This is a genomic window from Mediannikoviicoccus vaginalis, assembly GCF_928097925.1.
Lineage (GTDB): Bacteria > Bacillota > Clostridia > Tissierellales > Peptoniphilaceae > Mediannikoviicoccus > Mediannikoviicoccus vaginalis.
In genome coordinates this window covers 1,388,656-1,411,150 of the sequence record NZ_CAKMRI010000001.1, presented here as the reverse complement: position 1 = coordinate 1,411,150, position 22,495 = coordinate 1,388,656, and the positions used below count along the sequence as shown (strand labels likewise).

The window sequence follows — 22,495 nt, the reverse complement described above, 5'->3', positions numbered from 1 at the left end:
TACTGATGTGGCTTTTATAACTGCGTAGGCAACATTCCCACTTCTAAATTACGTTCTTTTATCCCGTCATTGAGACTGTGGATGAGGTTATATTTCTTTCTCCTAGAATTTTATATTTAATTCCACAGGGCAGTGATCTGAACCCATAACTTGGTCCAATATGTCTGCAGAAACCAAATTATCTTTTAAAGCTTCTGATACTAAAAAGTAGTCAATCCTCCAGCCTACGTTTCTATCTCTGGACTTTGCAAAGTATGACCACCAGCTGTATCTGTCTATTGCATCTGGATAGAAATATCTAAAGGTGTCTATAAAGCCTGAGTCTAAAAGCTTTGTCATTTCAGTTCTCTCTTCATCGGTGAAGCCTGCGTTTCTTCTATTGGTATCTGGGTTTTTAAGGTCAATTTCCTTATGTGCCACGTTTAAGTCACCACATAGTACAACTGGCTTTGACTCTTCGAGACTTTTTAAATATTCTCTAAATAGTTTTTCCCACACAGTTGTTCTATACTCTAGTCTTTCAAGGCCTCTCTTTGAATTTGGTGTGTAGCATGTAACAAAGAAGAAGTCTTCAAACTCACAGGTTATTACTCTACCTTCGTCGTCATGTTCAGGTATTCCAATGCCGTATTTTACACTAAGTGGTTCTATTTTACTTATTACAGCTGTGCCTGAATACCCTGGTCTTTCTGCCGCATTTATATAGACAAATTTTCCAGGAAATTCAAACTCCCATTGATGCTCTTGCATCTTTATTTCTTGTAGCCCAATAACATCTGGGTCTACTTCATTGTAGAAGTCCATAAATCCCTTTTTCATACAAGCCCTAAGCCCGTTAACATTCCATGATATTAATTTCATTTTTCCTCCATATTTCAATTTTATTATCTTATCATTATTATATCCATTACTACTCTATTATATATTAAAGAAGAAAACAGTCCAACCATGTTAAAGTCGTAAAATTCTTTTTCAAATGTTATAATAACTTATAGAAAGAGAGGTATTTATGACTACAAATGGATTTAAATTAATTTCTGAAGAATTTATAGATGATATTTCTTCAAATGTTAAAATTTTTGAACATGAGAAGACAAAGGCTAGGCTAATGGCCGTTGAAAATGACGATGACAACAAAGTCTTTGGTATTGGATTTAGAACTCCACCTCATAACTCTACGGGAGTTGCCCATATACTGGAACACTGTGTGTTAAATGGTTCAAGAAAGTTTAAGACGAGAGAGCCTTTTATGGATATGTTAAAGACATCTCTTCAAACTTTTTTAAATGCCATGACATTTTCTGATAAGACCATCTACCCTATTGCCAGCAGAAACGACAAGGACTTCCACAACCTTATGGATGTGTATCTAGACGCTGTGTTCTTCCCTGCTGTAAGAACTAAAAAAGAAATCTTTTTACAAGAGGGATGGCATTATGAATTAAAGGACAAGGACGACAAGTTAAGTTACAAGGGTGTTGTGTATAACGAGATGAAGGGAGCTTACTCTTCTAAGGACACTATAATGTACCAAGAGTTTGCAAAGGGACTTTTCCCTGACTCAATTTACGGCAACGAGTCCGGCGGCTATCCATATGATATTCCAAATCTTTCATATGAAGAATTTGTTGGCTTCTACGACAAATTGTACCATCCATCAAACTCATTTATCTTTATATATGGTGACATGAACACCGATGAGCAGTTAAAGTTTATTGACGAAGAATATCTAGCACATTTTGAAGAGGACGAAATTGATTCAAAGATTGAAATCCAAAAGGATTTTGATAAGGAGAGAGACTTTAATGTTTCATACTCAATCTCTTCCGATGAAGATCCTAAGAATAAGGACATGCTTATCTATGGCGTTAGATCTGGATTTAAATATGACCCAGTGGATGCATTAACCAACTCCATTATTAGGGACACTCTGTTTGAAAACGACGGTTCCCCACTAAAGCTTGCCCTACTGGAAAGTGGCATTGGCGAAGACATTGACGGCCTTTACACCGACGGAATGGAAATGGGCCTTGGTCTTGTGGCTATTAACACTTCAAAGGACAAAAAAGATGAGTTCAAAAAGATAATAGAAGATGAACTTAAAAAGATTGTTAAAGAGGGTATGGACTCTAAGAAGATTGAAGCTGCCATAAACAAGATGGAATATAACATAAGAGAGGCTGAAAACTTTGCCACTAAAGGTATAATCTACTTTATAAACTGCTTTGACACTTGGCTATATGACAAGGACCCTACTATTAACTTCAAGTTTGAAGATGTGCTTTCAAAGATTAGAGAAAAAATTGGAACAGATTACTTTGAAAAGTATATTGAAGAAAAGATTTTAAACAATCCAAATAAAGTTATTATTTCCCTTGAAGCCACTCCTGGAATGAATATGGAAAAGGACAAAGAAGTGGATAAAAAACTTCAAGAGTATAAGGCAAGCCTAAGCGAAGAGGAATTGGAAGAGCTTTTGGAACAAAATAGAGTTCTTGAAAAATTCCAAAACTCAGAAGATACAGAGGAAGAAAAAAATACTATTCCAAAACTTAATCTTGACGACATCGAAAGAAAAGTTTTAGAAATTCCTACAGAAGAGATAAAAAAGGATAACCATGTTGTGCTTTATCACGACCTTTTCACAGGTAAGATAAACTATATTACCCTTGCCTTCGACTTAGAATGGGCAGAAAAGGAAGACATACAATATATTGCACTACTTTCCGATATGCTTACAAAGGTTTCAACTAAAAACCACTCCTACAAGGATATGGAAACGGAACTTTTCCTAAAGACCGGTGGAATTGACACTAGCATTAGCTCCATAGTGGACTATAAAAATCCTAAGAAGTACTACAAGAAGTTTAGAGTTTCTTCAAAGGCAATCGGCGAAAAATCAAAGGATATGTTTGGCCTTGTAGAAGATGTGCTACTAGGAAGTAGGTTTGACGACAGAGCTAGAATGAAAGAGTTAATATCCCAAATTTTAATAAACTTGGAAAATCAAATCCTATCACACGGACATTCCATTGCAATCCTTAGAACACAGTCATATCAAAGCCAAGTTGGAATGTTCAATGACTTAGTTGGTGGAGTTTCCTACTATGACTTTGTAAGGGATTTAAACAAAAACTTTGATGATAAATTTGAAGAAATTAAGAAAAAACTTGTGGAAGTTCAAGAAAAGACCTTTAACCAAAATAAACTTATCTTAAATGTTACAACAGACAGAGAGGAGTTTGAAAGGGTTGAAAAAGAAGGAGAAGAATTCATAAAGAATCTTTCAAATAAGGAACTTTCAAGTGTAAATTTAGTATTTGACTTAGAAAAGAAAAACGAAGGAATAACTTCTTCATCAAATGTAAACTATGTTGCAAAGTCATTTACCTTTGACCCAAGTGAATTTGAGTTTGACGGATCGATGTTTGTGATTTCATCAATGTTAAGTCTAACCTATATCTACAACTCAATTAGAGCCCAAGGTGGCGCATATGGATGTGGAATGGGAATTAGCGAGTCTGGAACAGTTCACATGTACTCATTTAGAGACCCTAATGTTAAAAACACCGTTGATGTTTACAATTCAGTGGCAGAGTACTTGAGAAACTTAAAGCTTTCAAAGGAAGAACTTTCAAGCTTTATAATTGGATCCTTAAACAAATTCAATCCACCACTTACAAATATGCAAAAGGGCAATGTTGCACTTACAATGTACCTTTCAGGAAAGACAACTGAAGACCTTAATAGAAATCTTAAAGAAGCCCTTGAAACAAAAGTGGAAGACTTTGAAAAAGTTGCAGATATAATTGAAAGAGCAATGAAGGAAGATTATATTGCAACAATAGGAAACAACGAAAAAATAAAAGAAGACGGCGAAGTATTTAAAGAAATCCGCCCTTTAAATAAGTAAAATTTTTCCCGGTAGTGATCTACCGGGATTTTTTAATATATACTTTTGAAGTCTCACATAAAATCTAACTTAAATATATAACCATATCTTCCTTTTCGATAATGTTATCATCATGGGTTACAACAATTACAGTTTTTCCCTGTCTATTTAAATCGTGAAGAATTTTCATTACAATTTCACTGTTCTTTTTATCCAGGGATCCTGTTGGTTCATCTGCCAATAATACAGAACACTTCTTTATCATAAGACGAGCTAAGGCAACTCTTTGTTGCTCTCCTCCTGATAGTTTATAAACTTTTTTATTTTTCTCTTTTTCTAAACCAACTTTTTTTAAAGCTTCATCTATTGATATGTCCGTTCTTCCTGTCTTCTTTATCAAATTTAAGTTTTCTAACACGGTCTTGTTTTCTAAAAGGGCAAAGTTTTGAAATAAAAATCCTACAACTTCCGAGAAGTATTTTTGCTTTTTCCTTTTTGATACATCAAAGCCATTTACAATAATCGAACCGCTATCTGGATATTCTATGCCGCCAATCATATTTAGTAAAGTGCTTTTACCACTTCCGCTATCTCCTCTGATTATGACAAAACTCCCGTCAGGAATTTCTAAGCTATAGTTTTGAAACAACACTTTTTCATCATACTTCTTACAAATTTCATTTATTTTTATCATAGACATCCTCCTTTCAACGACTTTTGCACATTTGTTCTTTCTATCCTTATTATATTAAATATAATTATTATGAACTCAATCAGAATTACTAAAGCACTTACTAAAATAGTAATTTCTGTATCAATTCGTTTTAATATTAAGGAAAGTATTAAAAAACCTGTAAATATCACAAGATTTTCTATCATAATAAGTCTAAGGAATGACTTGTGACGATTAAATATTCCATATCCCAAAATTTTCATAAGTGAAATTTTCATTGCATTTCGCCTAAACTCCAATTGACTTACTGCCAAAATAATTGCAATGTCTAAAAATATAATAACCACACAAAGTGAGCTTAAAAACGCAAGCAATTTAACAAAAAAAGTATGATTGTAGTTATATTGATCTTCAACATTGGTTATTACTTGATTATAATTTCCTAATATATCTTCATATTTGCTACAAATCTCTTCCAAGTTTTCTCTGGCTGTGTTAAATAATATAGCTTCTCCTTTATAGCTTTGAAGATTTGCCCCATCAATTTTCAAATCATTATTTAATTGATAAATTAGTATAGGATTTTTTGTCCTTTCAACTCCGTCTATTGAGTTGTTATCAAGATAGGAAAAATATTTAGAGTCGGAGTACTCCACATATTTTATTTTCCAGTCTTTGAAATCTTCTTTTGGATATTTAAAACAAAAATCCAACCTGTCATATGCTAACATTTTATTTTCTTCATATGACTTTCCCTTAGGGATAAAAATAATTAAATCATTTTCATCCGAAGACTCTTTCTCCACACTCTCTTTAAAACCCTGTAGCATATCCTTTCCATTATCATTCACAAAAACAACGTCATTCTTGCCACTTGAAATATTTATACATATGGAAGGATTTATTACGGAATATTCTTTTTCATAAACCTCATCCCAAAATTTTTGTTCCTTGTCGTAGTCAAAGCCTTCAGTTTGTACTCTAAGATAATTTGCGTTGTAATATGATTTAAGTAAACTTCCGTCAGCAAATAAATTGCCATTGATACTGCTGATATTTGTAATAAGCGTTATTATAGTTAGAGCTCCTGCAATTAGCTTAAGTGCATACAGTAAGTACATTGAGACCTTTGAGTCAGTGGCATTTGAAAGCAATTTTTTAATGTCCATAGAATAAAAAATAAAATATGGAAGTGTTGAAAGTGCTACTCCTACCAGGTAAATTAAAATTATTAATTTATTTTCATAAGCTCCTGATATAAAGTTTAACATCAATAGCTTTGCCAAAATAAATATGACTATAGAAGAAACCAAATTAATAATCGCCGTTTTAAACACAATTGAACTTACACTTTCTCCAAATAAAACTCTTACGGCAATCTCTTTCTTTCTTCTAATTACCTCCACTAAGTTCATTATTATCATAAGTAAACTAATCATTCCCCATACGATTATCATCATATCTTTTTCTGTTGCATTCCAGTATTGTGGGCTAGTTAAGTTATACTTTGCTTCTAAGTCCTTATATGTGGAGTTAACGGCCGTTTCATCTCCTATATAGCATATGAGGTTCTCGTAGTTAACGGACTCTGTTTCAAGCTCTTTCAAATCATGGTATTTAACATCTGTAATTCCAGAAATTAATGATGTGTACTGCTTCTCTTCAACATTTGCCACATCTTTAATCGATTTTCGAATCACATCTGAATCGCCATAAATGTGGAGCGTGAAGCGAAACTTGCTTTTTATTTCTCTATAATAAGAAAAGACTTCTACATTATTTTTAGATGAAGCCTTCTGTGCATCATCTAAAAAATCTTGAATGTTTTCACTTGAAACTTCAAAACTAGACGCTTTATAATAAGCTGTCGAGAAATTAAAAAGCTCATTTTGAAAAATTTCCGATTGCATAATAAATCCAAATATCAAAAAGCAAAAAAGGAAAATGTTTTTTATAATTTTCATTTATTCTAACCTCCTCTTCCATAATATATTAATAATATAAGCAAAGCAATGCAATAAAGTTTGATTTAACTTCATTAATAACCTTCCTTTAAATAATTTTATCATTCATATAAAAATAACTCAATTTTATGATGTATATAAAAAATAAAATCCTATTCTATTTGTTAAAATCCCATTTTTAAATATTCTATTATATTTTTTCACACTCTATTTTTTCTTTCATTTTATAGTTTTTTTACATTGATATTTTTATAACTTTAGGGTATAATGAGGTCAAATAATTTATTAGGAGGACTTATGAAAAAGCATTCTTTTGGTAAAAAGATTCTTTCTGTGGCTTTAGCTATAACGTTTTCAGTTACAGCTGTAACTAGTTCTCATGCTGCTACAACATGGACAAGAGTTGCTGGCAAAGACAGAACTGAAACCTCAATTAAAGCTTCACATATGTTAGAATCAACAACTGTAGTATTCGCAAATGGAAGACAGTTCCCTGACGCACTTTCTTCTGCAAATATTTGTAATACTAAAAATGGTAAACTTATTTTAGTTAACGGAAATGAAGATTATTCTAATTTCGTTAAGGAAAATGGAATTGAAGAAGTTTATATCATTGGTGGAACTTCATCAATTTCTAAGGAGTTTGAAGAAAAATTAAAGGCTACTTCTGTAGAGGTTAAGAGACTTTCAGGTTCAAATAGATACTTAACAAACGCAAAGACTATTGAAGAATCTGGTCTTAGTGAAGTTGGTGTAGCAAGTGGTGAAAACTTTGCCGACGCTCTTGCTTCAACTGGTTTATTAAAGGAAAATAATGCAGGTCTTGTACTTGTACCTCCTTCAAATAAACTTCCTGTAGAAGATGTTGTTGTTAAATACGCTTTTGGTGGAAAGTCATCTGTTGATGTTGCTGCTGAAACTGTATTTGCTGGTAAGGATAGATATGACACAGCTTTAAAGATTGCTGAAGCTACTGAAAGCTATAACCTTGCATTTGTAAATGGAATGGACTTCCCTGATGCACTTTCTGCTGTAAACGTTGTAAATGCCAAGGGTGTTGACGTTGTATTTGCTCCAAGAGCTAAGAGCGAAAGAACTATGGCTCTATGTGAAGCTGCAGAAGAAATCTTTGTAGTTGGTGGTAACTCTTCAGTTTCTGAAGAAGCTATGGAACTTGCTATTAATGGCTATTACGAAAAAATATTTAAGGACTTTGGCAATATTCAAGTTATTGACGATGGATCAAAAACTTTCTTAAGAAATGTTGAATCTGGTGAAGTTATTGTAAAAGATGAAAACAACAAGGGCGTTGTGGATGTTGATGGTCATAGATACCTAATTAATGAAGACGGTTCATTAAAACTTGGCTTTATTAAGGAAGGTGCTAAGACTTACTTTGCAAAATCTGAAACCGGTCTTGCAAGGGGATTCGTGCAAGAAGGTCAAAAGATATATTACTTTGACCCAGTTGACTACAATATGTATAAGGGTGGACCAAGAAACACTGGACTTACATGCTATTGGTTCGGCGATGACGGTGCAATAAAATCTGGAACTAGAATGTCTGGATATAAAAAGGACATTCCTGTTAAATGGGAAATGCCTACAGCAGAAGATTTAAAAAACACTTGGCTTGAAGGTTCTAACAAAGACAATAGATTCCTTGGACAAAAAATCGCTAACTACGCTTGTGAAAGAGCAGGAATTCCTTTCAAATGGTATGGCTTCGACTTAAACGATAAGTCTGGAGTGTACTGTGTTGGTGCAATTTACTCTGCTTATAAGGAAAATGGAATTGCTGTTCCAGGACCTAACCTTTGCGATGTTAAAGCAGATGGCGGATACAAGATGGTAGAAGTTCAATATAAACAAGCTCCAAAGTATGGTGGAAAATATATTAAAACAGATTTTAACAACCTACTTCCTGGAGATCTTCCTTACTCTTCAAGAAGAGCGGGACACTATAGTCACGGTGCAATCTACATCGGTAAAAACGGTGGAAGACCAATGACTGCCCATGCAACACTTGCTGGTGGATTTATTATTGAAGAATACTCAAGAGTATACACTTGGAAGTATCACGACTTACAAACTGTAAGATATTTAAATGAAAAGTAATTACAAAAGGTGCTTAAGATAAGCACCTTTTTCTTATAAATATAGCGCCATAAGTATGGCATCTCCATAGTTTCCACCTTCGTCTTTAAAGTAGTCTTCGTAGTAACCAATTCTATCGAAACCAAATCTCTCGTATAGTCCAATGGCAGCTTCATTGTCCGCCCTAACATCTAGGTCTACTATTTCAATATATGGATTTTCCACGCAGTAGTCTAACATGGCTGTTATCATCTGTCTTCCTATTCCCATATTCCAATAATCTTTTAGTACAAAGATTCCAAGGGTTACCCTATGTCCCGATTTGGAAGTTATATCGTTTCCTTGTAATGTTCCAATTGAAACTATTTTTTCGTCCACCATGCCAACTAACATAAGTCCCGTCTTTGACCTATTGTAGCCTTCGATTAAAAACTTTTCTTCTATAACCGTATAATTCTTTAAGTTGTCCATTGTCACTATTAGATTGTCTGACTCTGTTACCGCCTTTTTTATGCAGTCTAAAATTTCTTTTGCCTGTTGTGGCTTAGCCTTTTCTATTATAAGATTCATTTCATCACCTATGTAAAAGAATATATTAAAAGGACCCTATTTGCAATTAAAAATAGAATCCTTCCGCCTGGTATCTTATGTTGTATAGAAAAGGTAGTACCCCTTCTTTGTTTTCAAATTTTTCTCTAAGTTTTTTTAACTCCTTTAGGCTTAGTCTCTTGTCTAATAAGGCAAAGGCAACTTTTACTGGATCTTGTGAATTAACGGCGTTTTCTATGTTGAGATTTGAAACCTCTTCAAAGTTTTTTCTAATCTCCTTTGGATTGAGCTTTGTAAAGTTTTCATAGTTTTCTTTTTCAAACTCACCATAAAGTATCTTCTCGCCGTCAACTGTTAAAAAAACTTTGTCGTCAAGGTCTATGCTGACTCTGCCCTTTAAACTGTCGCATAAAAAAACATTATTCAATTTATCACATCCTTATAAAAATATTTCTAAAAACACTGCCACTACTGCAAAAAATATCATTATTTCGCTTACTAGTTTAAATGTCTTCATATATAACCCTCCTTTTTTATATTATCCTCCTTGAGTGTAAAGAAATTTTAAAGGAATTGTAAAAATTATGTAAGATATTTTTATCCTTTTTCGGTAATTATTTATTGACTTACGATAAATTTTTGTTATAATTTAAGAAAAGGGAGGTTCTTATGAAAAAATTTTACTGTAGATCTTTACAATTGATTTCCATTTTTTTAATACTCTTTATAGCTTTTTCACTTTTCGAGTTATTTCCTGCGGGAATTGGTTTAATTTTTAAATATAATGATAATGGCAAACTTATATGGAACATAATTGCATGGGTAGAACTTTTGCCTATTTTATACTGCGGGCTTATGTTTATCTGTATTTATGAAAATATTTATAAGGACAAAATCTTTACGTCAGATAACCTTGGCTATTTAAAGGTCATTAGACTTGCAGTAGTTACAAATATTTTTATTGTAATCCTATGTAATATTTTGGCATTTATTTTATCTTTACAAACTATGCATTTGATGATTATTAATATAACTTTTCTGTTGATGTTAGCAATGGTTTATGCGGCACTGTCCCTTGTGTGCATGTTGATGAGTGACGCTGTTAACCTTCAAGACGACAGTGACTTAACTATTTAGGTGATACTATGATTAGAGTAAATATTGATGTAATGCTTGCAAAGAGAAAGATGTCTGTAACGGAACTTTCTGAAAGGGTGGGTATAACTATGGCAAATATATCCATTTTGAAAAATGACAAGGCAAAGGCAGTTCGCTTCGACACCTTAAGCAAAATATGTGAAGCGCTAGACTGTCAGCCTGGAGATATTTTAGAATATGTGGAGGATTAAAATGAAAAAATTTCTAAAGAAAAATTTTATGAATTTTGAAAATACCCTTTCAAGATTCCCAGTTTCAACTTTTATGGGACTTGTAATCGGTGTGCTAATTTGTTTAGTAATGGATGATTACTCATTTTCTGAAAAGCTAATTGGCTATGTTACAACTTCCCTAGTCGGACTATTTGTATTTATATTTATCGAAATATTAAATGGAAAATTTAATAAAAGTCCGAAAGAAATATCTGGAATGTTAAGTTATATTCCAGGAATTGTAATAGTCTTTTTGACATACAGATTCATGGGAAGGACTTGGGATAATGAATTTTCCAAAAACTATATTTACTTTTTTGGACTATGCTTTTTCTTTATCGCCCTTAGTTTAATTGCCGAAAAGTATAACAACCCTAAAAACCATGAGTTTTATGTTTATAGGATTATCCGTTCCCTATTTATTTCAACACTGCTTTCAATTGTAGTTTGGCTTGGAGTGTCACTAATAATCTTTTCTATATTTATGTTATTTGGACTAAAGGGCATGGACGAGTATATTTTAAAAGCTATGGCACTAAGTCTTGGAACTTTGAACTTGTGGATGTTTTTAAATAATTTCCCAAGTGAAACTGAAGAAGATTCATGGGAGGAGCCTCAATTTGGACTTAAGATTTTAAATAATATTTTAATTCCAATTGAACTTATCTTTAGCCTCGTGCTTATAGCCTACTTTGTAAAAATTATTGCTCAAGGTATAATGCCTTTAAGAATCGTATGTTACTTGGCTTTGGTATATGGAATACTTGCCTTTGCCATAATATTTTTCAGTCCTGAAAAACGAAAAAATTCTAATGGGCTTATAAGATTCTATCTACCTTGTAGTTCCCTTGTCTTCTTGGGATTAATGTATTACACCATGGGCCATAGAATAGCTAACTTTGGCCTTACGGAAAATAGATATTATGTTATCGTAATTGGAATATGCCTAACTCTGTTTATGATTTATAGCATTCTTTGTAATAAAAAAAGCAATGTGATTTCAATTGCCGTGTTAGCTTTATTTATACTTGTATCAACTCTTGGACCAATTAATAGTTATAACATGAGTTTAAATAGCCAATCTAAGCGTTTTGATAAAATTCTTAAAAGAAATAATATTTCTACAGATTTGGATATTTCTAAACTTAGTAGAACTGACAAAAATAATTTAGCTTCCATTATAAATTATTTTTATCACAGAGATGAGCTTAGCCGTTTACAAGAAAATAAAAAGATTGATGTTACTAAGCTTCAAGGTGAAGTTAGTGAAGAAAATATTTATGAAAATTTTGAGATCTATCACTTTTCAAGACTAAATTCCATGGATATTTCAACTTTTAACAACATGGTAGAAATTTCAAGTAATGAAGTAAATGATTTTAAGGTAGCAGTTCGAGATGAGAAGGTAATTTTTAGTCTTAACGGCGAAGAAATAACTTATGATGTTAATAATCTTTCAGAGGAAATAAAAAAAATAAATGGAGAAAAGCCATTTGAATTAGATTTTAAAAAAAATGAAAATGTAAAAGTTTTTCTAACAGAGCTTAGTATTCAATATGATACCGAAACCGAAGACTATGGATTAGGCTATTTTGAAGGCTATATCTTCAAATAACAATGGCATAATTTAGCGTTTTGTAGTAAACTTAATATGTATTTTGAATATTAGGGGGACATATGAAAATCGGTTTTGATAAGGATAAATATATTGAATTACAATCTAAAAATATCAGAAAGAGGATAGAACAGTTCGACAACAAGCTCTATCTTGAATTTGGTGGAAAGCTCTTTGACGACTACCACGCCTCAAGAGTTCTGCCTGGTTTTGAACCGGATATAAAGCTTAGACTCTTGATGGAATTGTCCCAAGAAATTGAGATAATCATAACCATTAATGCCAAGGATATTGAAAAGAATAAGGTTAGAGGAGATCTTGGTATAACTTATGACATAGAACTTCTACGTCTAATCGACTGTTTTAAGAAGTATGGACTATATGTGGGGTCAGTTGTTATAACACAGTACACTGGACAGCCAGGAGCAGATCTTTTTAAAGAAAGACTTACTAATCTTGGAATAGATGTGTACACCCACTATATAATAGAAGACTATCCTTCTGACATTATGAATATCGTTAGCGAAAAGGGATTTGGAAAAAACGAATATATAAAGACAACTAAGCCGCTAATTGTTGTAACCGCACCGGGACCTGGAAGTGGAAAGATGGCAACCTGTCTATCACAACTTTATCACGATCAAAAAAGAGGTATTAGGGCAGGGTATGCAAAGTTTGAAACCTTCCCTATATGGAATCTTTCACTTAAGCATCCAATCAACTTGGCATATGAAGCGGCAACTGCAGATTTAAATGATATAAATATGATTGACCCCTATCATCTTGAGCACTACGGCGAAACTGTGGTGTCCTACAATAGAGACGTTGAAATATTTCCAGTTTTAAAGGCGATGTTTGAAATGATTTACGGAAGTTCTCCATACTACTCCCCAACTGACATGGGTGTAAACATGGTTGGATTTTGTATTTCCGATGACGAAGTTTGTAGAGAGGCTTCTAAACAAGAGATTATCAGAAGGTATTATGACGCCCTAAACGAATATGCAAAGGGAAGAATAAATCATTCAGTTGTATATAGAATAGAGCTTTTGATGAAGCAACTTCAACTTAGTCCTGAGGATAGACCAGTTGTTACGGCGGCAATGAAAAGAGCTGACGAAACGGGCTTTGCAGCTGCGGCAATGGAACTTTCCGACTGCCACATCATTACGGGAAAAACCTCGGACCTACTTGGACCTTCTGCGGCCCTTATACTAAATGCACTTAAGTACCTTGCTGGCATTGAAGACCCTGTTCACCTTATATCTCCTGAAGCAATTGAGCCAATTCAAAAACTGAAAATTGATTATCTTGGCAGCAAAAACCCAAGACTTCATATAGACGAAACGCTAATTGCCCTTTCAATTTCTGCGGCAAATGACGAAAGAGCCCAACTTGCACTAGATCAAATACCAAAACTAAAGGGCGCTCAGGTTCACATTTCTGCAATGCTTGGATCTGTAGATAAAAAATTATTTAAGAAGCTTGGAATTCAAGCAACTTGTGAATCGGTATTTGAAAACAAACCAATATATATTTAGACTAAACTGTTAGGTATGAGTCTCATACTTAACAGCTTTTTATTTTGAAGAATAATTATTTTTATTACACCAGCTGTCTTGTAAATGTTTTCTTCCAATTATTTCATTCATATGTTAAACTTAAGAGTAGAGAAGAACTAATTTGTTTCTTCGTTTCTATTTAAATAACAACATTGTTGATTAGTATATGTACATTAAAAAAGGAGGATAATTATGGTAGATTTACTCGATTTTAAAATATTTGAAGGTATATCCGATGATACTGCCCAAGCAATTATAGATATAAATCCTCAAATATATTATTATGAAGCTAAAAATATTTCCGTTAGAAATGACGAGTTTTTGAAATACGTTTTACTCATTCGGAAGGGTTGCCTAAAGACTACGGAGTATATGATTAATGGCAAGGAGATTGTTTCTTCCTACTATAACGAAGGAGATGCCTTTCCATTTTATCTTCATTATGGTAATTATTCTAACTTCCCATATGATGTTTATGCAATAAAAAGATCCGAAGTATACTTTATGCCCTTTGACGAATTTAAACCTATTATAGATAATGACCTAGTTCTTATGAACAATGTATTGACCTTTGTGTCAGAGTACCTTTGTTTTAATAAATTTGTTCTTCGTGCAACTCAGTACTATAAAATAAATCAGCGTTTAGCCTATTGGCTATTACATATGGACTTGGTAAATCCTTTAAAACTTCCAAAGACCCAAGAAATGTTAGCAGATCTTTTAAGGGTTAACAGATGTTGTTTAAATTCAGAGCTTAAGTATATGGAAAGTGAAGGGATTATAGAGGTTAATGGAGTTAATATAAAAGTATTAAGGCCAGACTTACTGGAAGAGTTAATATAAAGAGGAGGCATCGCCTCCCCTTTTTTATTTTAAATTGAGTTGTTTATTTTAATTTGAGTTATTTATTTTGCTTCTTCTTTTGCTTCTTCAAGAGCTTCTTCTATTTTCTTTTCGTTATATCCATCAGGTATTCTCTTGTTTCCATTTGTTATATATCCCATTACTGCATATACAACTGCGGAAGCAAGTCCTCCAAGAATTGGAGCTTCTACCCATCCTGTGTTTACTCCAAGAACTAAGAATACATTTGTAATTAGTCCTGCAAGCATTGAAACAAAACATGTCTTAGCATTAGCTTTTATAAAAATTTGTACAATTGTAGGTCCTAAGAACATTGCTATAAGACCACCTGTTCCTATATATGCTATTTGATTTAACATACCTTGTGGTGCAACGAATGTTAACCATAGTGATACTAATGCTATTACAAGTACCATAAGTCTGTTAAATTTATCTCCCTTTGGATGCATTTTCTTTTTAATAGAAACGTACATGTCGTGGGAAAGCGCAGAAGCTTGCGTTTGTAGCACCGAACTTATTGTTGATAACATTGCGAATAGAATAAATAACGTTATCACACCACCTACAGCAGGATGTAAATATGTGTTTAGAAATACCGGCATTGCTGCATCTGGATTTTCAAGTCCAGGATTTTTATATCTCATATAAAGACCTACCATAGGAATAAAACTAAGTATTAGTCCCATAGGTGCCATATATAGAGCCATTTTATGAACTTTTAAATCTTCTTTCAATGACAAAAATCTTACTGACATATATGGAAGTGTTGTTGTAAATAACAAGGCATAGATAAATACTAAAAATACCTGGTATTTGCTACGACCATAAGGTACTGATGTAACAGGGTTTGTTATTTTAGGATCTATTTCACCTAATTTATCAATAAGTTCCATTATAGAAATATCTTGTTTTATAACTGTTATTACTATAACTGCTGAAACCAACATTCCTACACACATGATTGTATCTGTTATAGCTACCGCTAAAAGTCCACCTTGCATAGTGAATATGATTACTACTAATAACAATATTGTTGCCGCTATGGCTTCAGATATTCCAAGCCATTTTGATGCAACAAGGCCGACAGCTCTGATTTGTCCAACTATATATACAGTTAAGAACATAAGTGTAGCAAATCCTGCTAACAAGTGTACTCTTCTTTGTTCTGCTTCTGTACCTCTATGTATCTTTGATAGATACTCTGGTACGGTAAGTCCACCCATAGATTCTGCATTTTTTCTCATGTAATTTGCAAACCATAATGTACCAAAGGTTATTGCAGGTGCAAAGAAAAAGTTTGCCAATAGCTCAATTGTTCCATAGGCATATGCAGTACCAGGAGAACCTATAAATCCCCAACCGCTATATCCTGTTGCCATTAATGTTCCAGCACCGATAAACGGTCCAATTTGTTTTGCTCCAAGAAGAAAACCTTCTCCCTCTACTTGGTCTTTTTCGATCTTTCTTCCTGACATGTATCCTACACCAATTAGAACACATGAGGCCACTATAAATATTATCCAATTAGCCATAAATTACCTCTTTTTGCCTTTAGATTTGGTCTCTCTGTAGATAAACGTTATCGCAGGATAAACCAAAAGTATTATACTTCCTGTTATAAAGCAGTTAACTGCCCATGAACTTGTCATAATTACCTCCTTGAAAGGTTTATTTTAATTTTTTTTGTTAAAGTAAAGCTGTTACAATTTCTTGTAACAGCTTTGTTTTTAACTAATGAATTACCATCTCTTGTCTGCGTAAGTGATAAGAGTAGGATCTTCAACTTGGTTAGGGAAGTAATCTTGACATTCTCCTTCACGGTAAACGTCAGCTGTAGCACAGTGTAAACCTCCACCAAATGGATATGCATCTCTGAATGGAACAGGTATTACGTTCATGCCTAATTTATCCATTTGTTCAAGTTGTGCTGTTTCAGAAGCTTCAACTATTACTGTGTTGTGGTCAAGAACTAGGCAGTTCATTGATAGCCATACACTTGAATAACATAATTCAGGTGGTTCCTCGTGAGCCGGCATTGCTGCGTCTACGATTTCCCAATCGTTAGCTTCGAAGATAGCTCTTTGTTCCTTAGGTAATCTTCTGTGTGGGTTATTTATAATTAGACCAGGTCTTAATGGTACAAATGTAGCGTCAATGTGGATTGGGTATGGGTCTCCTGGGAAGTTTAGAGAGTGAACTCTGAAATCAGGGTACATTCTTCTTAACCATTCCATAGCCTTCCAGTTAGTTGTTAAACCTTTTTGGATAAATAAATCTTTACCAAGTCTCATAACATCTGCTGCGTCAAATAGAATTTCGTGTTCTTTAGTAACCATTTCTAAGTTAGCAGTTCTTTCAAGTAAGATTTCTTCAGTAACTTCGTGTCCGTCTACATCGTCCCAATAGTGCATATCGTAACTTTCGTCACTTAATTGTGGTCTTGGTCCGTAGAACCATCTAAATTCTGGGTCCTTTTCGAAATATTCGCGAAGGTTTTTATGATAGCAATAATGTTCGAAGAATCTTGATCTAAATGACATAGATGCACAGATTATATCGCTACCAATTGTAAGTAATACGTCTCTAGGTGGCATACATCCAAATTGAGAACCTGTCATAAAGAAAGGAGTTACTACAGCTTGGTTGAATTGTAATGGTTCTGGTCTATCAACGATAACGCCGTGGTCTTCTAATACTTTTGCTAAGTTGTCAAGTTGTGCGTTTGCTTTTTCAACTGTGTCTAATGGTCTAGGTCCTGTCATACCTCTCATTGGACTGTCTAGTGGTACTTTAGCTTCAGAAGCTGGTTCTGAAGGTGAAATACAACAATTGTCTGCTCTACCTACTATGACTCTTTTTAGAGGGTCAAAGTCGTTCCATGAATTAACTATTTTCATTTTTGTTCCTCCAATTATATATTTAATTGCAAAGCAATTATTATTATTTTAATGTTGCATACATAACTGCTTTTATAGTATGCATTCTGTTTTCAGCTTGATCCATAACTTTAGATTTAGCTGATTCAAATACTTCGTCTGTTACTTCCATTTCTGGAATGTTGAATTTGTCGTTTACTTCTACTGCTGTTGTTGTTTCTAGGTTATGGAATGATGGTAAGCAGTGTAAGAAGATTGCGTCTTCGTCTGCGTTATCCATAACTTCTTTGTTAACTTGGTAAGCTTTAAGTTGTTTTATTCTTTGTTCCCAAATTTCAGCAGGTTCTCCCATTGATACCCAGATGTCTGTGTATAGTACATGTGCGTCTTTTGTCGCCTTCATAACATCTGATTCAAATTCGATTGTACATCTATTTTCTTTTGCTATTTTCTTAGCTTCTTCTATTAAACTTTCTTCTGGTTTTAATTCGTCTGGACAGCATCCTACGAAGTTTACTCCGAGTTTTGCTGATGCTATCATTAGTGAGTTTGCTACGTTGTTTCTTGCGTCTCCAAGGTATACGAATTTAAGTCCTTTTAATTGTCCAAAGTTTTCTTTTACTGTTAAGAAGTCTGCAATCATTTGTGTTGGGTGGAACATATCTGTAAGTCCGTTCCATACTGGCACTCCTGAGTATTTTGCAAGGTCTTCTACTAATTCTTGTGAGAATCCTCTGTATTCGATTCCATCATACATTCTTCCAAGAACTCTTGCTGTATCTTTGATACTTTCTTTATGTCCCATTTGAGAGCTGCCTGGATCTAGATAAGTAACTCCCATTCCTAGGTCGTATCCTGCTACTTCAAATGAACATCTTGTTCTTGTTGAAGTCTTTTCGAATAGAAGTACTATGTTCTTTCCTTCTAAGTACTTGTGTGGTGTTCCCGCACGTTTTAAGTCTTTGAAGTTTTCTGATAAACTCATTAGATATTCAATTTCTTCTGTTGTGTAATCCAATAATTTTAAAAAGCTTCTTCCTCTTAAGTTTACTCCCATTAAATACCTCCAATTATATTAAATATCTTCTCTTAAGAATGGCATACTCATACATCTTGGGCCGCCACGTCCTCGAGAAATTTCACTGTCTTTAATCTTTAGAACTTTAATTCCCTTTTCTTCAAGGATATCATTTGTAACTGTATTTCTTTCATATACTACAACGGTTCCCGGAGCAATACATAGTGTATTTGATCCATCATTCCATTGTTCTCTTTCAGAAACAAGTCTGTCTCCTCCACCACAAAGGATAAGTTCAATTTTTCTATCTAAGTATTTACTTAGTATATGATCTAAGCTGTCATGCATCTCTACAGATTTTATTTCATCTTCTGCATTACCCTTAGTTAACTCGAATACTCTTAGTGTTCTGAATATTCCTGGGTGAACTGTAAACTTATCGTAGTCGATTTGAGTAAATACAGTGTCTAAGTGCATGAATGCTCTAATCTTAGGAATGTCTATTGCAAGAATAGTATCTATTTTACTTTCTGAGTGGAAGAATATATTTTGTGCAAGCTTTTCAATTGCTTCTGCATCAGTTCTTTGAGAAATTCCTATAGCTAAAGTGTGTTCATTGATGATTAGGACATCTCCACCTTCAATTGAGTACTCTTCATATCTGCTATAAAGTTTATCTACATCTTTATATCCATCACCATAAGTAAATAAAATATCTCCAAAAATCGTTTCCCTTTGTCTTACTAAGTTCTTCATCCTATTTATGATAACACCTGTGCCTACATTTGCAAAGGGATCTCTTGTAAAGTATAGGTTTGGCATTGGCATAAGTGCCATATCAAAGTTATCACTGTTGCAAGCCTTTATGAAATCAGATTCGTTTAAATCCAATTTCTTTAAACTTACCCCTGCCATAACCTTATCTACAAGCTCTTTAGAGTCTTTTATAGATTCTAAGTATTCTTTAACCGCATCGTTTCTCTTCGTACTTTGAATGTTTGCATCTTCTAGTAACTGTTTTATGAATATTTCCCTTACTTCAGGTTTTTTATCCAATATTTCTGCTACTAGATTTTCTAGATAAACAACTTCTATATCTTCGTTCTTGAGAACGTTTGCGAAATTATCGTGTTCCTCTTGCGCTGTTTTTAAGAATGGTATGTCATCAAAAAGTAAATCTCCTAAAGCGCTGGGAGTCATGTTAAGTAATTCGTTTCCAGGACGATGTAACATGACCTTTTTTAATTTACCTATTTCATTAGGTACATAAATACTGTGCAAGTTAACACCTCTTTTCCAATCTATTGAGTTAATGTTTTCCTCATAATATTTTTTGTACATTTCCCTTATGTTCAATTACATTTTACAACATAAATTCTTCTCTTAAAGTTGTATCTACAACATTTTTCATAAATTCTTCAATTTTTTTCTAAAAACGATTATCTATAATTTTTTACCTTGCTCTAGATTTAATAAGATTTAATGTAAATAAAAAGGGCTCTAAAGAATCCATTGGGGGATGCTAACCTATAAAGTTGGCATCTCCTCTTATTTATACATCATTATTCACTTACTTTTAAAAGACCTAACTAAATAGTCACTTTTTTACTGTTTTTAGGTTCACTTAATAAGCCTATAGGCTTATTTTTCCTAAAAGCTAATTCTTTTATTCAGTTCTTGTATATTATTCGAGTGCTAATATCCTATTTCTAAATCTTTTGAAATTTTTCATTCCAAATGTTATTCTCTTTAATACTTTTATTTTGTTGTTCATTCCTTCTACGTACCCATTGGTGAATTCGTAGTCAAAGCTATTGGATATTGGTTCTATCCAGTTCTTAAAGGCTGTTAAACAGGCTCTCCACTTAATGGATCCGTCTTTTAACAGGTATTCTATCCAACCTTGTATGTTTTTTTGAGCTTTCTCTTTGTTTTCGCTCTTCATTACTAAATTGTAGAAGGTTTCTTTTGTTAGGTATGCTTTTCTTATTTCTTCGTTTCTTTCTAACATTATTGATACTTTTATTTTTTCATCTTCGTGTAGTTTTATCATTGGTTTTGTCAGTAGGGATTTACTTCTCATAAAGTGTGTTCTTTCTTGTTTTTTCATCTTTTTTGATTCTGCTATTCTTGTGTTTTCAAATCCCCATGTTACCTGTCTTATGAAGTGATATCTGTCTATTAGATGTTTTGCGTTTGGAAAGTGTTTTTTCTTTATATCTCTATACGGTCTATACATATCGCTTACGAAGATTTTTACTTTATCTTTTTCTTCTTTTGGTATTTGACTGAAGTATTTATCTAGGTATTCAAATTTCCTTGTTGGTAGTACGTCTAATATCTTTTTATTTTGACTATCTGCTATTATTGTCTGATACTTTTCTCCTCCTGAGTCTCCTTTGAATTCGTCTATGTTTAGTACTTCTCCTAGTTTTAATCTTTTTATTTCTATGGTATCTATTATGTTTGTAACTGTTTTGGGTGAAATATAAAATTTTTTAGCTATATCTTTGATGGATATTTTATTTTTAAATTCTTCTAATACTCTTCTTTTGAGTCTTGTTGTTATTTGGCAATGTTTTGATACGAATGGTTTAGATTCTGTAAATCTTTTATTGCACTGTCTACATTTAAATCTTCGTACGTCTATTTTTAATACTACTTGTTTATCTCTATATGGTAGATCTCTTATGTTTTGATGTCTATGGTCATGTATTTCTATCTTTTTTGATCCACAACAAGGACATGTTTTAGGTCTTTTCTTGCATTTACCTGTTATTGTTATCTTGTCTTCTGTTTCTTCTACTTTTTCTAATTTTATACCTTTTATTCCCACAAGCTTTGTGATATTATTTATTTGCACTTACTTTACCTCCTTTTGAGTTGTGGTGACTTTATTTTAGGTGATTTGTAGAGTAAGTGCAATTTTTTTATTAAAAAACTGTTGAGGTGGTATGTTTATTCATACCCCCCAACAGTTTCTTTTGTTCCATAAAAAGAGTACCGACTTTTCAAAACAAAAAGATGGTACTCTAAAATTTAAGTATTTTTATTTTCTTATTACTGTTCCTGTTAATCCCTTTAGACCTTCAGCAGCTTTTTCCAAAGATGTAATAAGTGATTCTCTTCCTTCTTTAGAGCTTGCAAACATACTTGCAGCTTCTACCTTTGGAAGCATTGATCCTGGAGCGAACTCTCCTTGATCAGAAAACTTTTTAGCTTCTTCCACTGACATTTCAGAAAGCCATTCTTCATTTTCTTTGCCAAAGTTTATAGCAACTTTTTCAACAGCTGTAAGCACAACAAGCTTGTCAGCTTCAAGTTGTTCTGCAAGTACTGAAGATGCAAAGTCCTTGTCTATTACAGCGTCAATTCCTTCATATTCTTTTTCGCCCTTTAGTACAGGCACTCCGCCTCCACCACATGCTATAACAACTTCGCCTTCTTTTATAAGCTTTTTAATAGTTGATATTTCTACGATTTCAATTGGCTTTGGAGATGCAACTACTCTTCTGTATCCTCTACCAGAGTCTTCCACAACGTCCATTCCCTCCATCTTGCATGCTTCAGCTTCTTCTAAAGTCATGAAAGGTCCAATAGGTTTTGTAGGATTTTCAAATGCCTTGTCTTCTTTATCAACTACTACTTGAGTAATTACGCAAGTTACTGGTTTTTCAATTCCTCTTGCATTAAGTTCTTCTCTTAATGCATTTTGTAAGTCAAATCCAATATATGCTTGACTCATAGCTACACATGTAAATAGTGGCATATGTTGAAATCCTGGATTATTTTTCTTGTAGTCTGTAAAAACATTATTAATCATTCCAACTTGTGGACCATTACCGTGGGTTACAACAACTTCGTTACCATCTGCAATTAAATCCACTATTGCCTTTGCAGTGTTTTTTACCGCAATCTTTTGAGTTTCTAAATCATGTCCTAGAGCGTTTCCTCCAAGTGCTATTACAACTTTGTTTTTCATAAAATCCTCCTAAGTATCAATATGATAATTTTT

Annotated in this window: 18 protein-coding genes; 7 read left to right on the top strand and 11 right to left on the bottom strand. The window is 33.3% G+C overall.

The features are described 5' to 3' along the window. Window positions 1-102: 102 nt before the first annotated feature. The gene (locus L6651_RS06490; protein ID WP_237037151.1) at window positions 103-861 is read right to left on the bottom strand and encodes an exodeoxyribonuclease III; all 759 of its coding nucleotides are present in this window, start codon (window positions 859-861) and stop codon (window positions 103-105) included. 148 nt (window positions 862-1,009) lie between these two features. On the opposite strand from L6651_RS06490, the gene L6651_RS06485 reads away from it, so the two are divergent. Then, on the top strand, window positions 1,010-3,913 hold the full coding sequence (locus L6651_RS06485) for an insulinase family protein (protein ID WP_237037150.1): 2,904 nt from the start codon (window positions 1,010-1,012) through the stop codon (window positions 3,911-3,913). A gap of 64 nt (window positions 3,914-3,977) precedes the next feature. Here the strand turns inward: L6651_RS06485 and L6651_RS06480 are convergent, their stop codons facing one another. Both L6651_RS06480 and L6651_RS06475 read right to left on the bottom strand, forming a co-directional pair. Continuing rightward, window positions 3,978-4,586: an ABC transporter ATP-binding protein gene (locus L6651_RS06480; RefSeq protein WP_237037149.1), complete on the bottom strand. Its 609-nt coding sequence runs from the start codon at window positions 4,584-4,586 to the stop codon at window positions 3,978-3,980. Then, the gene (locus tag L6651_RS06475; protein WP_237037148.1) at window positions 4,583-6,475 is read right to left on the bottom strand and encodes a DUF1430 domain-containing protein; all 1,893 of its coding nucleotides are present in this window, start codon (window positions 6,473-6,475) and stop codon (window positions 4,583-4,585) included. The genes L6651_RS06480 and L6651_RS06475 overlap by 4 nt, the downstream gene beginning before the upstream one ends. Window positions 6,476-6,826: 351 nt before the next feature. Between L6651_RS06475 and L6651_RS06470 the strand changes: the two genes are divergently transcribed. Next, window positions 6,827-8,647, top strand: a complete 1,821-nt coding sequence (locus L6651_RS06470) for a cell wall-binding repeat-containing protein (RefSeq protein WP_237037147.1) — start codon at window positions 6,827-6,829, stop codon at window positions 8,645-8,647. 33 nt (window positions 8,648-8,680) lie between these two features. On the opposite strand, the gene L6651_RS06465 is transcribed toward L6651_RS06470, so the two are convergent. After that, on the bottom strand, window positions 8,681-9,196 hold the full coding sequence (locus L6651_RS06465) for a GNAT family N-acetyltransferase (RefSeq protein ID WP_237037146.1): 516 nt from the start codon (window positions 9,194-9,196) through the stop codon (window positions 8,681-8,683). A 46-nt stretch (window positions 9,197-9,242) separates the two neighbouring features. Continuing rightward, window positions 9,243-9,602 carry a hypothetical protein gene (locus L6651_RS06460; protein ID WP_237037145.1) on the bottom strand — a complete coding sequence of 120 codons (360 nt, stop codon included), beginning with the start codon at window positions 9,600-9,602 and terminating at the stop codon, window positions 9,243-9,245. A gap of 242 nt (window positions 9,603-9,844) precedes the next feature. On the opposite strand from L6651_RS06460, the gene L6651_RS06455 reads away from it, so the two are divergent. The 5 genes from L6651_RS06455 to L6651_RS06435 all read left to right on the top strand — a co-directional run bounded on the left by L6651_RS06455 (window position 9,845) and on the right by L6651_RS06435 (window position 14,565). Continuing rightward, a complete protein-coding gene (locus tag L6651_RS06455; RefSeq protein ID WP_237037144.1) occupies window positions 9,845-10,312 on the top strand; it encodes a DUF2975 domain-containing protein in 468 nt (155 codons plus the stop codon). Window positions 10,313-10,320: 8 nt separating this feature from the next. After that, window positions 10,321-10,524 carry a helix-turn-helix domain-containing protein gene (locus L6651_RS06450; protein WP_255784669.1) on the top strand — a complete coding sequence of 68 codons (204 nt, stop codon included), beginning with the start codon at window positions 10,321-10,323 and terminating at the stop codon, window positions 10,522-10,524. Between the two features lies 1 nt (window position 10,525). Next, on the top strand, window positions 10,526-12,160 hold the full coding sequence (locus tag L6651_RS06445) for a DUF4153 domain-containing protein (RefSeq protein WP_237037143.1): 1,635 nt from the start codon (window positions 10,526-10,528) through the stop codon (window positions 12,158-12,160). A gap of 62 nt (window positions 12,161-12,222) precedes the next feature. Next, window positions 12,223-13,701: a DUF1846 domain-containing protein gene (locus tag L6651_RS06440; protein WP_237037142.1), complete on the top strand. Its 1,479-nt coding sequence runs from the start codon at window positions 12,223-12,225 to the stop codon at window positions 13,699-13,701. A gap of 213 nt (window positions 13,702-13,914) precedes the next feature. Beyond that, the gene (locus L6651_RS06435; RefSeq protein ID WP_237037141.1) at window positions 13,915-14,565 is read left to right on the top strand and encodes a Crp/Fnr family transcriptional regulator; all 651 of its coding nucleotides are present in this window, start codon (window positions 13,915-13,917) and stop codon (window positions 14,563-14,565) included. A gap of 62 nt (window positions 14,566-14,627) precedes the next feature. Here the strand turns inward: L6651_RS06435 and L6651_RS06430 are convergent, their stop codons facing one another. From L6651_RS06430 to arcC, 6 genes are all read right to left on the bottom strand, one after another. Beyond that, window positions 14,628-16,118 (bottom strand): sodium:solute symporter family protein, encoded by a 1,491-nt coding sequence (locus tag L6651_RS06430; RefSeq protein WP_237037140.1) that lies wholly within the window; start codon window positions 16,116-16,118, stop codon window positions 14,628-14,630. Between the two features lie 207 nt (window positions 16,119-16,325). After that, window positions 16,326-17,483, bottom strand: coding sequence for a serine/threonine protein kinase (locus L6651_RS06425; protein WP_237037139.1), 1,158 nt, complete (start codon window positions 17,481-17,483; stop codon window positions 16,326-16,328). A gap of 43 nt (window positions 17,484-17,526) precedes the next feature. After that, on the bottom strand, window positions 17,527-18,519 hold the full coding sequence (gene argF, locus L6651_RS06420) for an ornithine carbamoyltransferase (protein ID WP_237037138.1): 993 nt from the start codon (window positions 18,517-18,519) through the stop codon (window positions 17,527-17,529). A gap of 18 nt (window positions 18,520-18,537) precedes the next feature. Continuing rightward, window positions 18,538-19,761, bottom strand: a complete 1,224-nt coding sequence (arcA, locus tag L6651_RS06415) for an arginine deiminase (RefSeq protein ID WP_237037137.1) — start codon at window positions 19,759-19,761, stop codon at window positions 18,538-18,540. Between the two features lie 403 nt (window positions 19,762-20,164). Next, a complete protein-coding gene (locus L6651_RS06410; protein WP_237036195.1) occupies window positions 20,165-21,343 on the bottom strand; it encodes an ISL3 family transposase in 1,179 nt (392 codons plus the stop codon). Window positions 21,344-21,529: 186 nt separating this feature from the next. Next, window positions 21,530-22,462, bottom strand: a complete 933-nt coding sequence (gene arcC, locus L6651_RS06405) for a carbamate kinase (protein ID WP_237037136.1) — start codon at window positions 22,460-22,462, stop codon at window positions 21,530-21,532. Window positions 22,463-22,495: the final 33 nt, after the last annotated feature.

What these genes read in the sequence shown, in the direction of transcription:
- L6651_RS06475 (WP_237037148.1), bottom strand. Translation starts at nt 6,475, where the DNA reads ATGCAATCGGAAATTTTTCAAAATGAGCTTTTTAATTTCTCGACAGCT.
- L6651_RS06490 (WP_237037151.1), bottom strand. Translation starts at nt 861, where the DNA reads ATGAAATTAATATCATGGAATGTTAACGGGCTTAGGGCTTGTATGAAA.
- arcC (WP_237037136.1), bottom strand. Translation starts at nt 22,462, where the DNA reads ATGAAAAACAAAGTTGTAATAGCACTTGGAGGAAACGCTCTAGGACAT.
- L6651_RS06445 (WP_237037143.1), top strand. Translation starts at nt 10,526, where the DNA reads ATGAAAAAATTTCTAAAGAAAAATTTTATGAATTTTGAAAATACCCTT.
- L6651_RS06425 (WP_237037139.1), bottom strand. Translation starts at nt 17,483, where the DNA reads ATGAAAATAGTTAATTCATGGAACGACTTTGACCCTCTAAAAAGAGTC.
- L6651_RS06440 (WP_237037142.1), top strand. Translation starts at nt 12,223, where the DNA reads ATGAAAATCGGTTTTGATAAGGATAAATATATTGAATTACAATCTAAA.
- L6651_RS06485 (WP_237037150.1), top strand. Translation starts at nt 1,010, where the DNA reads ATGACTACAAATGGATTTAAATTAATTTCTGAAGAATTTATAGATGAT.
- L6651_RS06480 (WP_237037149.1), bottom strand. Translation starts at nt 4,586, where the DNA reads ATGATAAAAATAAATGAAATTTGTAAGAAGTATGATGAAAAAGTGTTG.
- L6651_RS06470 (WP_237037147.1), top strand. Translation starts at nt 6,827, where the DNA reads ATGAAAAAGCATTCTTTTGGTAAAAAGATTCTTTCTGTGGCTTTAGCT.
- L6651_RS06465 (WP_237037146.1), bottom strand. Translation starts at nt 9,196, where the DNA reads ATGAATCTTATAATAGAAAAGGCTAAGCCACAACAGGCAAAAGAAATT.
- L6651_RS06430 (WP_237037140.1), bottom strand. Translation starts at nt 16,118, where the DNA reads ATGGCTAATTGGATAATATTTATAGTGGCCTCATGTGTTCTAATTGGT.
- L6651_RS06450 (WP_255784669.1), top strand. Translation starts at nt 10,321, where the DNA reads ATGATTAGAGTAAATATTGATGTAATGCTTGCAAAGAGAAAGATGTCT.
- argF (WP_237037138.1), bottom strand. Translation starts at nt 18,519, where the DNA reads ATGGGAGTAAACTTAAGAGGAAGAAGCTTTTTAAAATTATTGGATTAC.
- L6651_RS06455 (WP_237037144.1), top strand. Translation starts at nt 9,845, where the DNA reads ATGAAAAAATTTTACTGTAGATCTTTACAATTGATTTCCATTTTTTTA.
- L6651_RS06435 (WP_237037141.1), top strand. Translation starts at nt 13,915, where the DNA reads ATGGTAGATTTACTCGATTTTAAAATATTTGAAGGTATATCCGATGAT.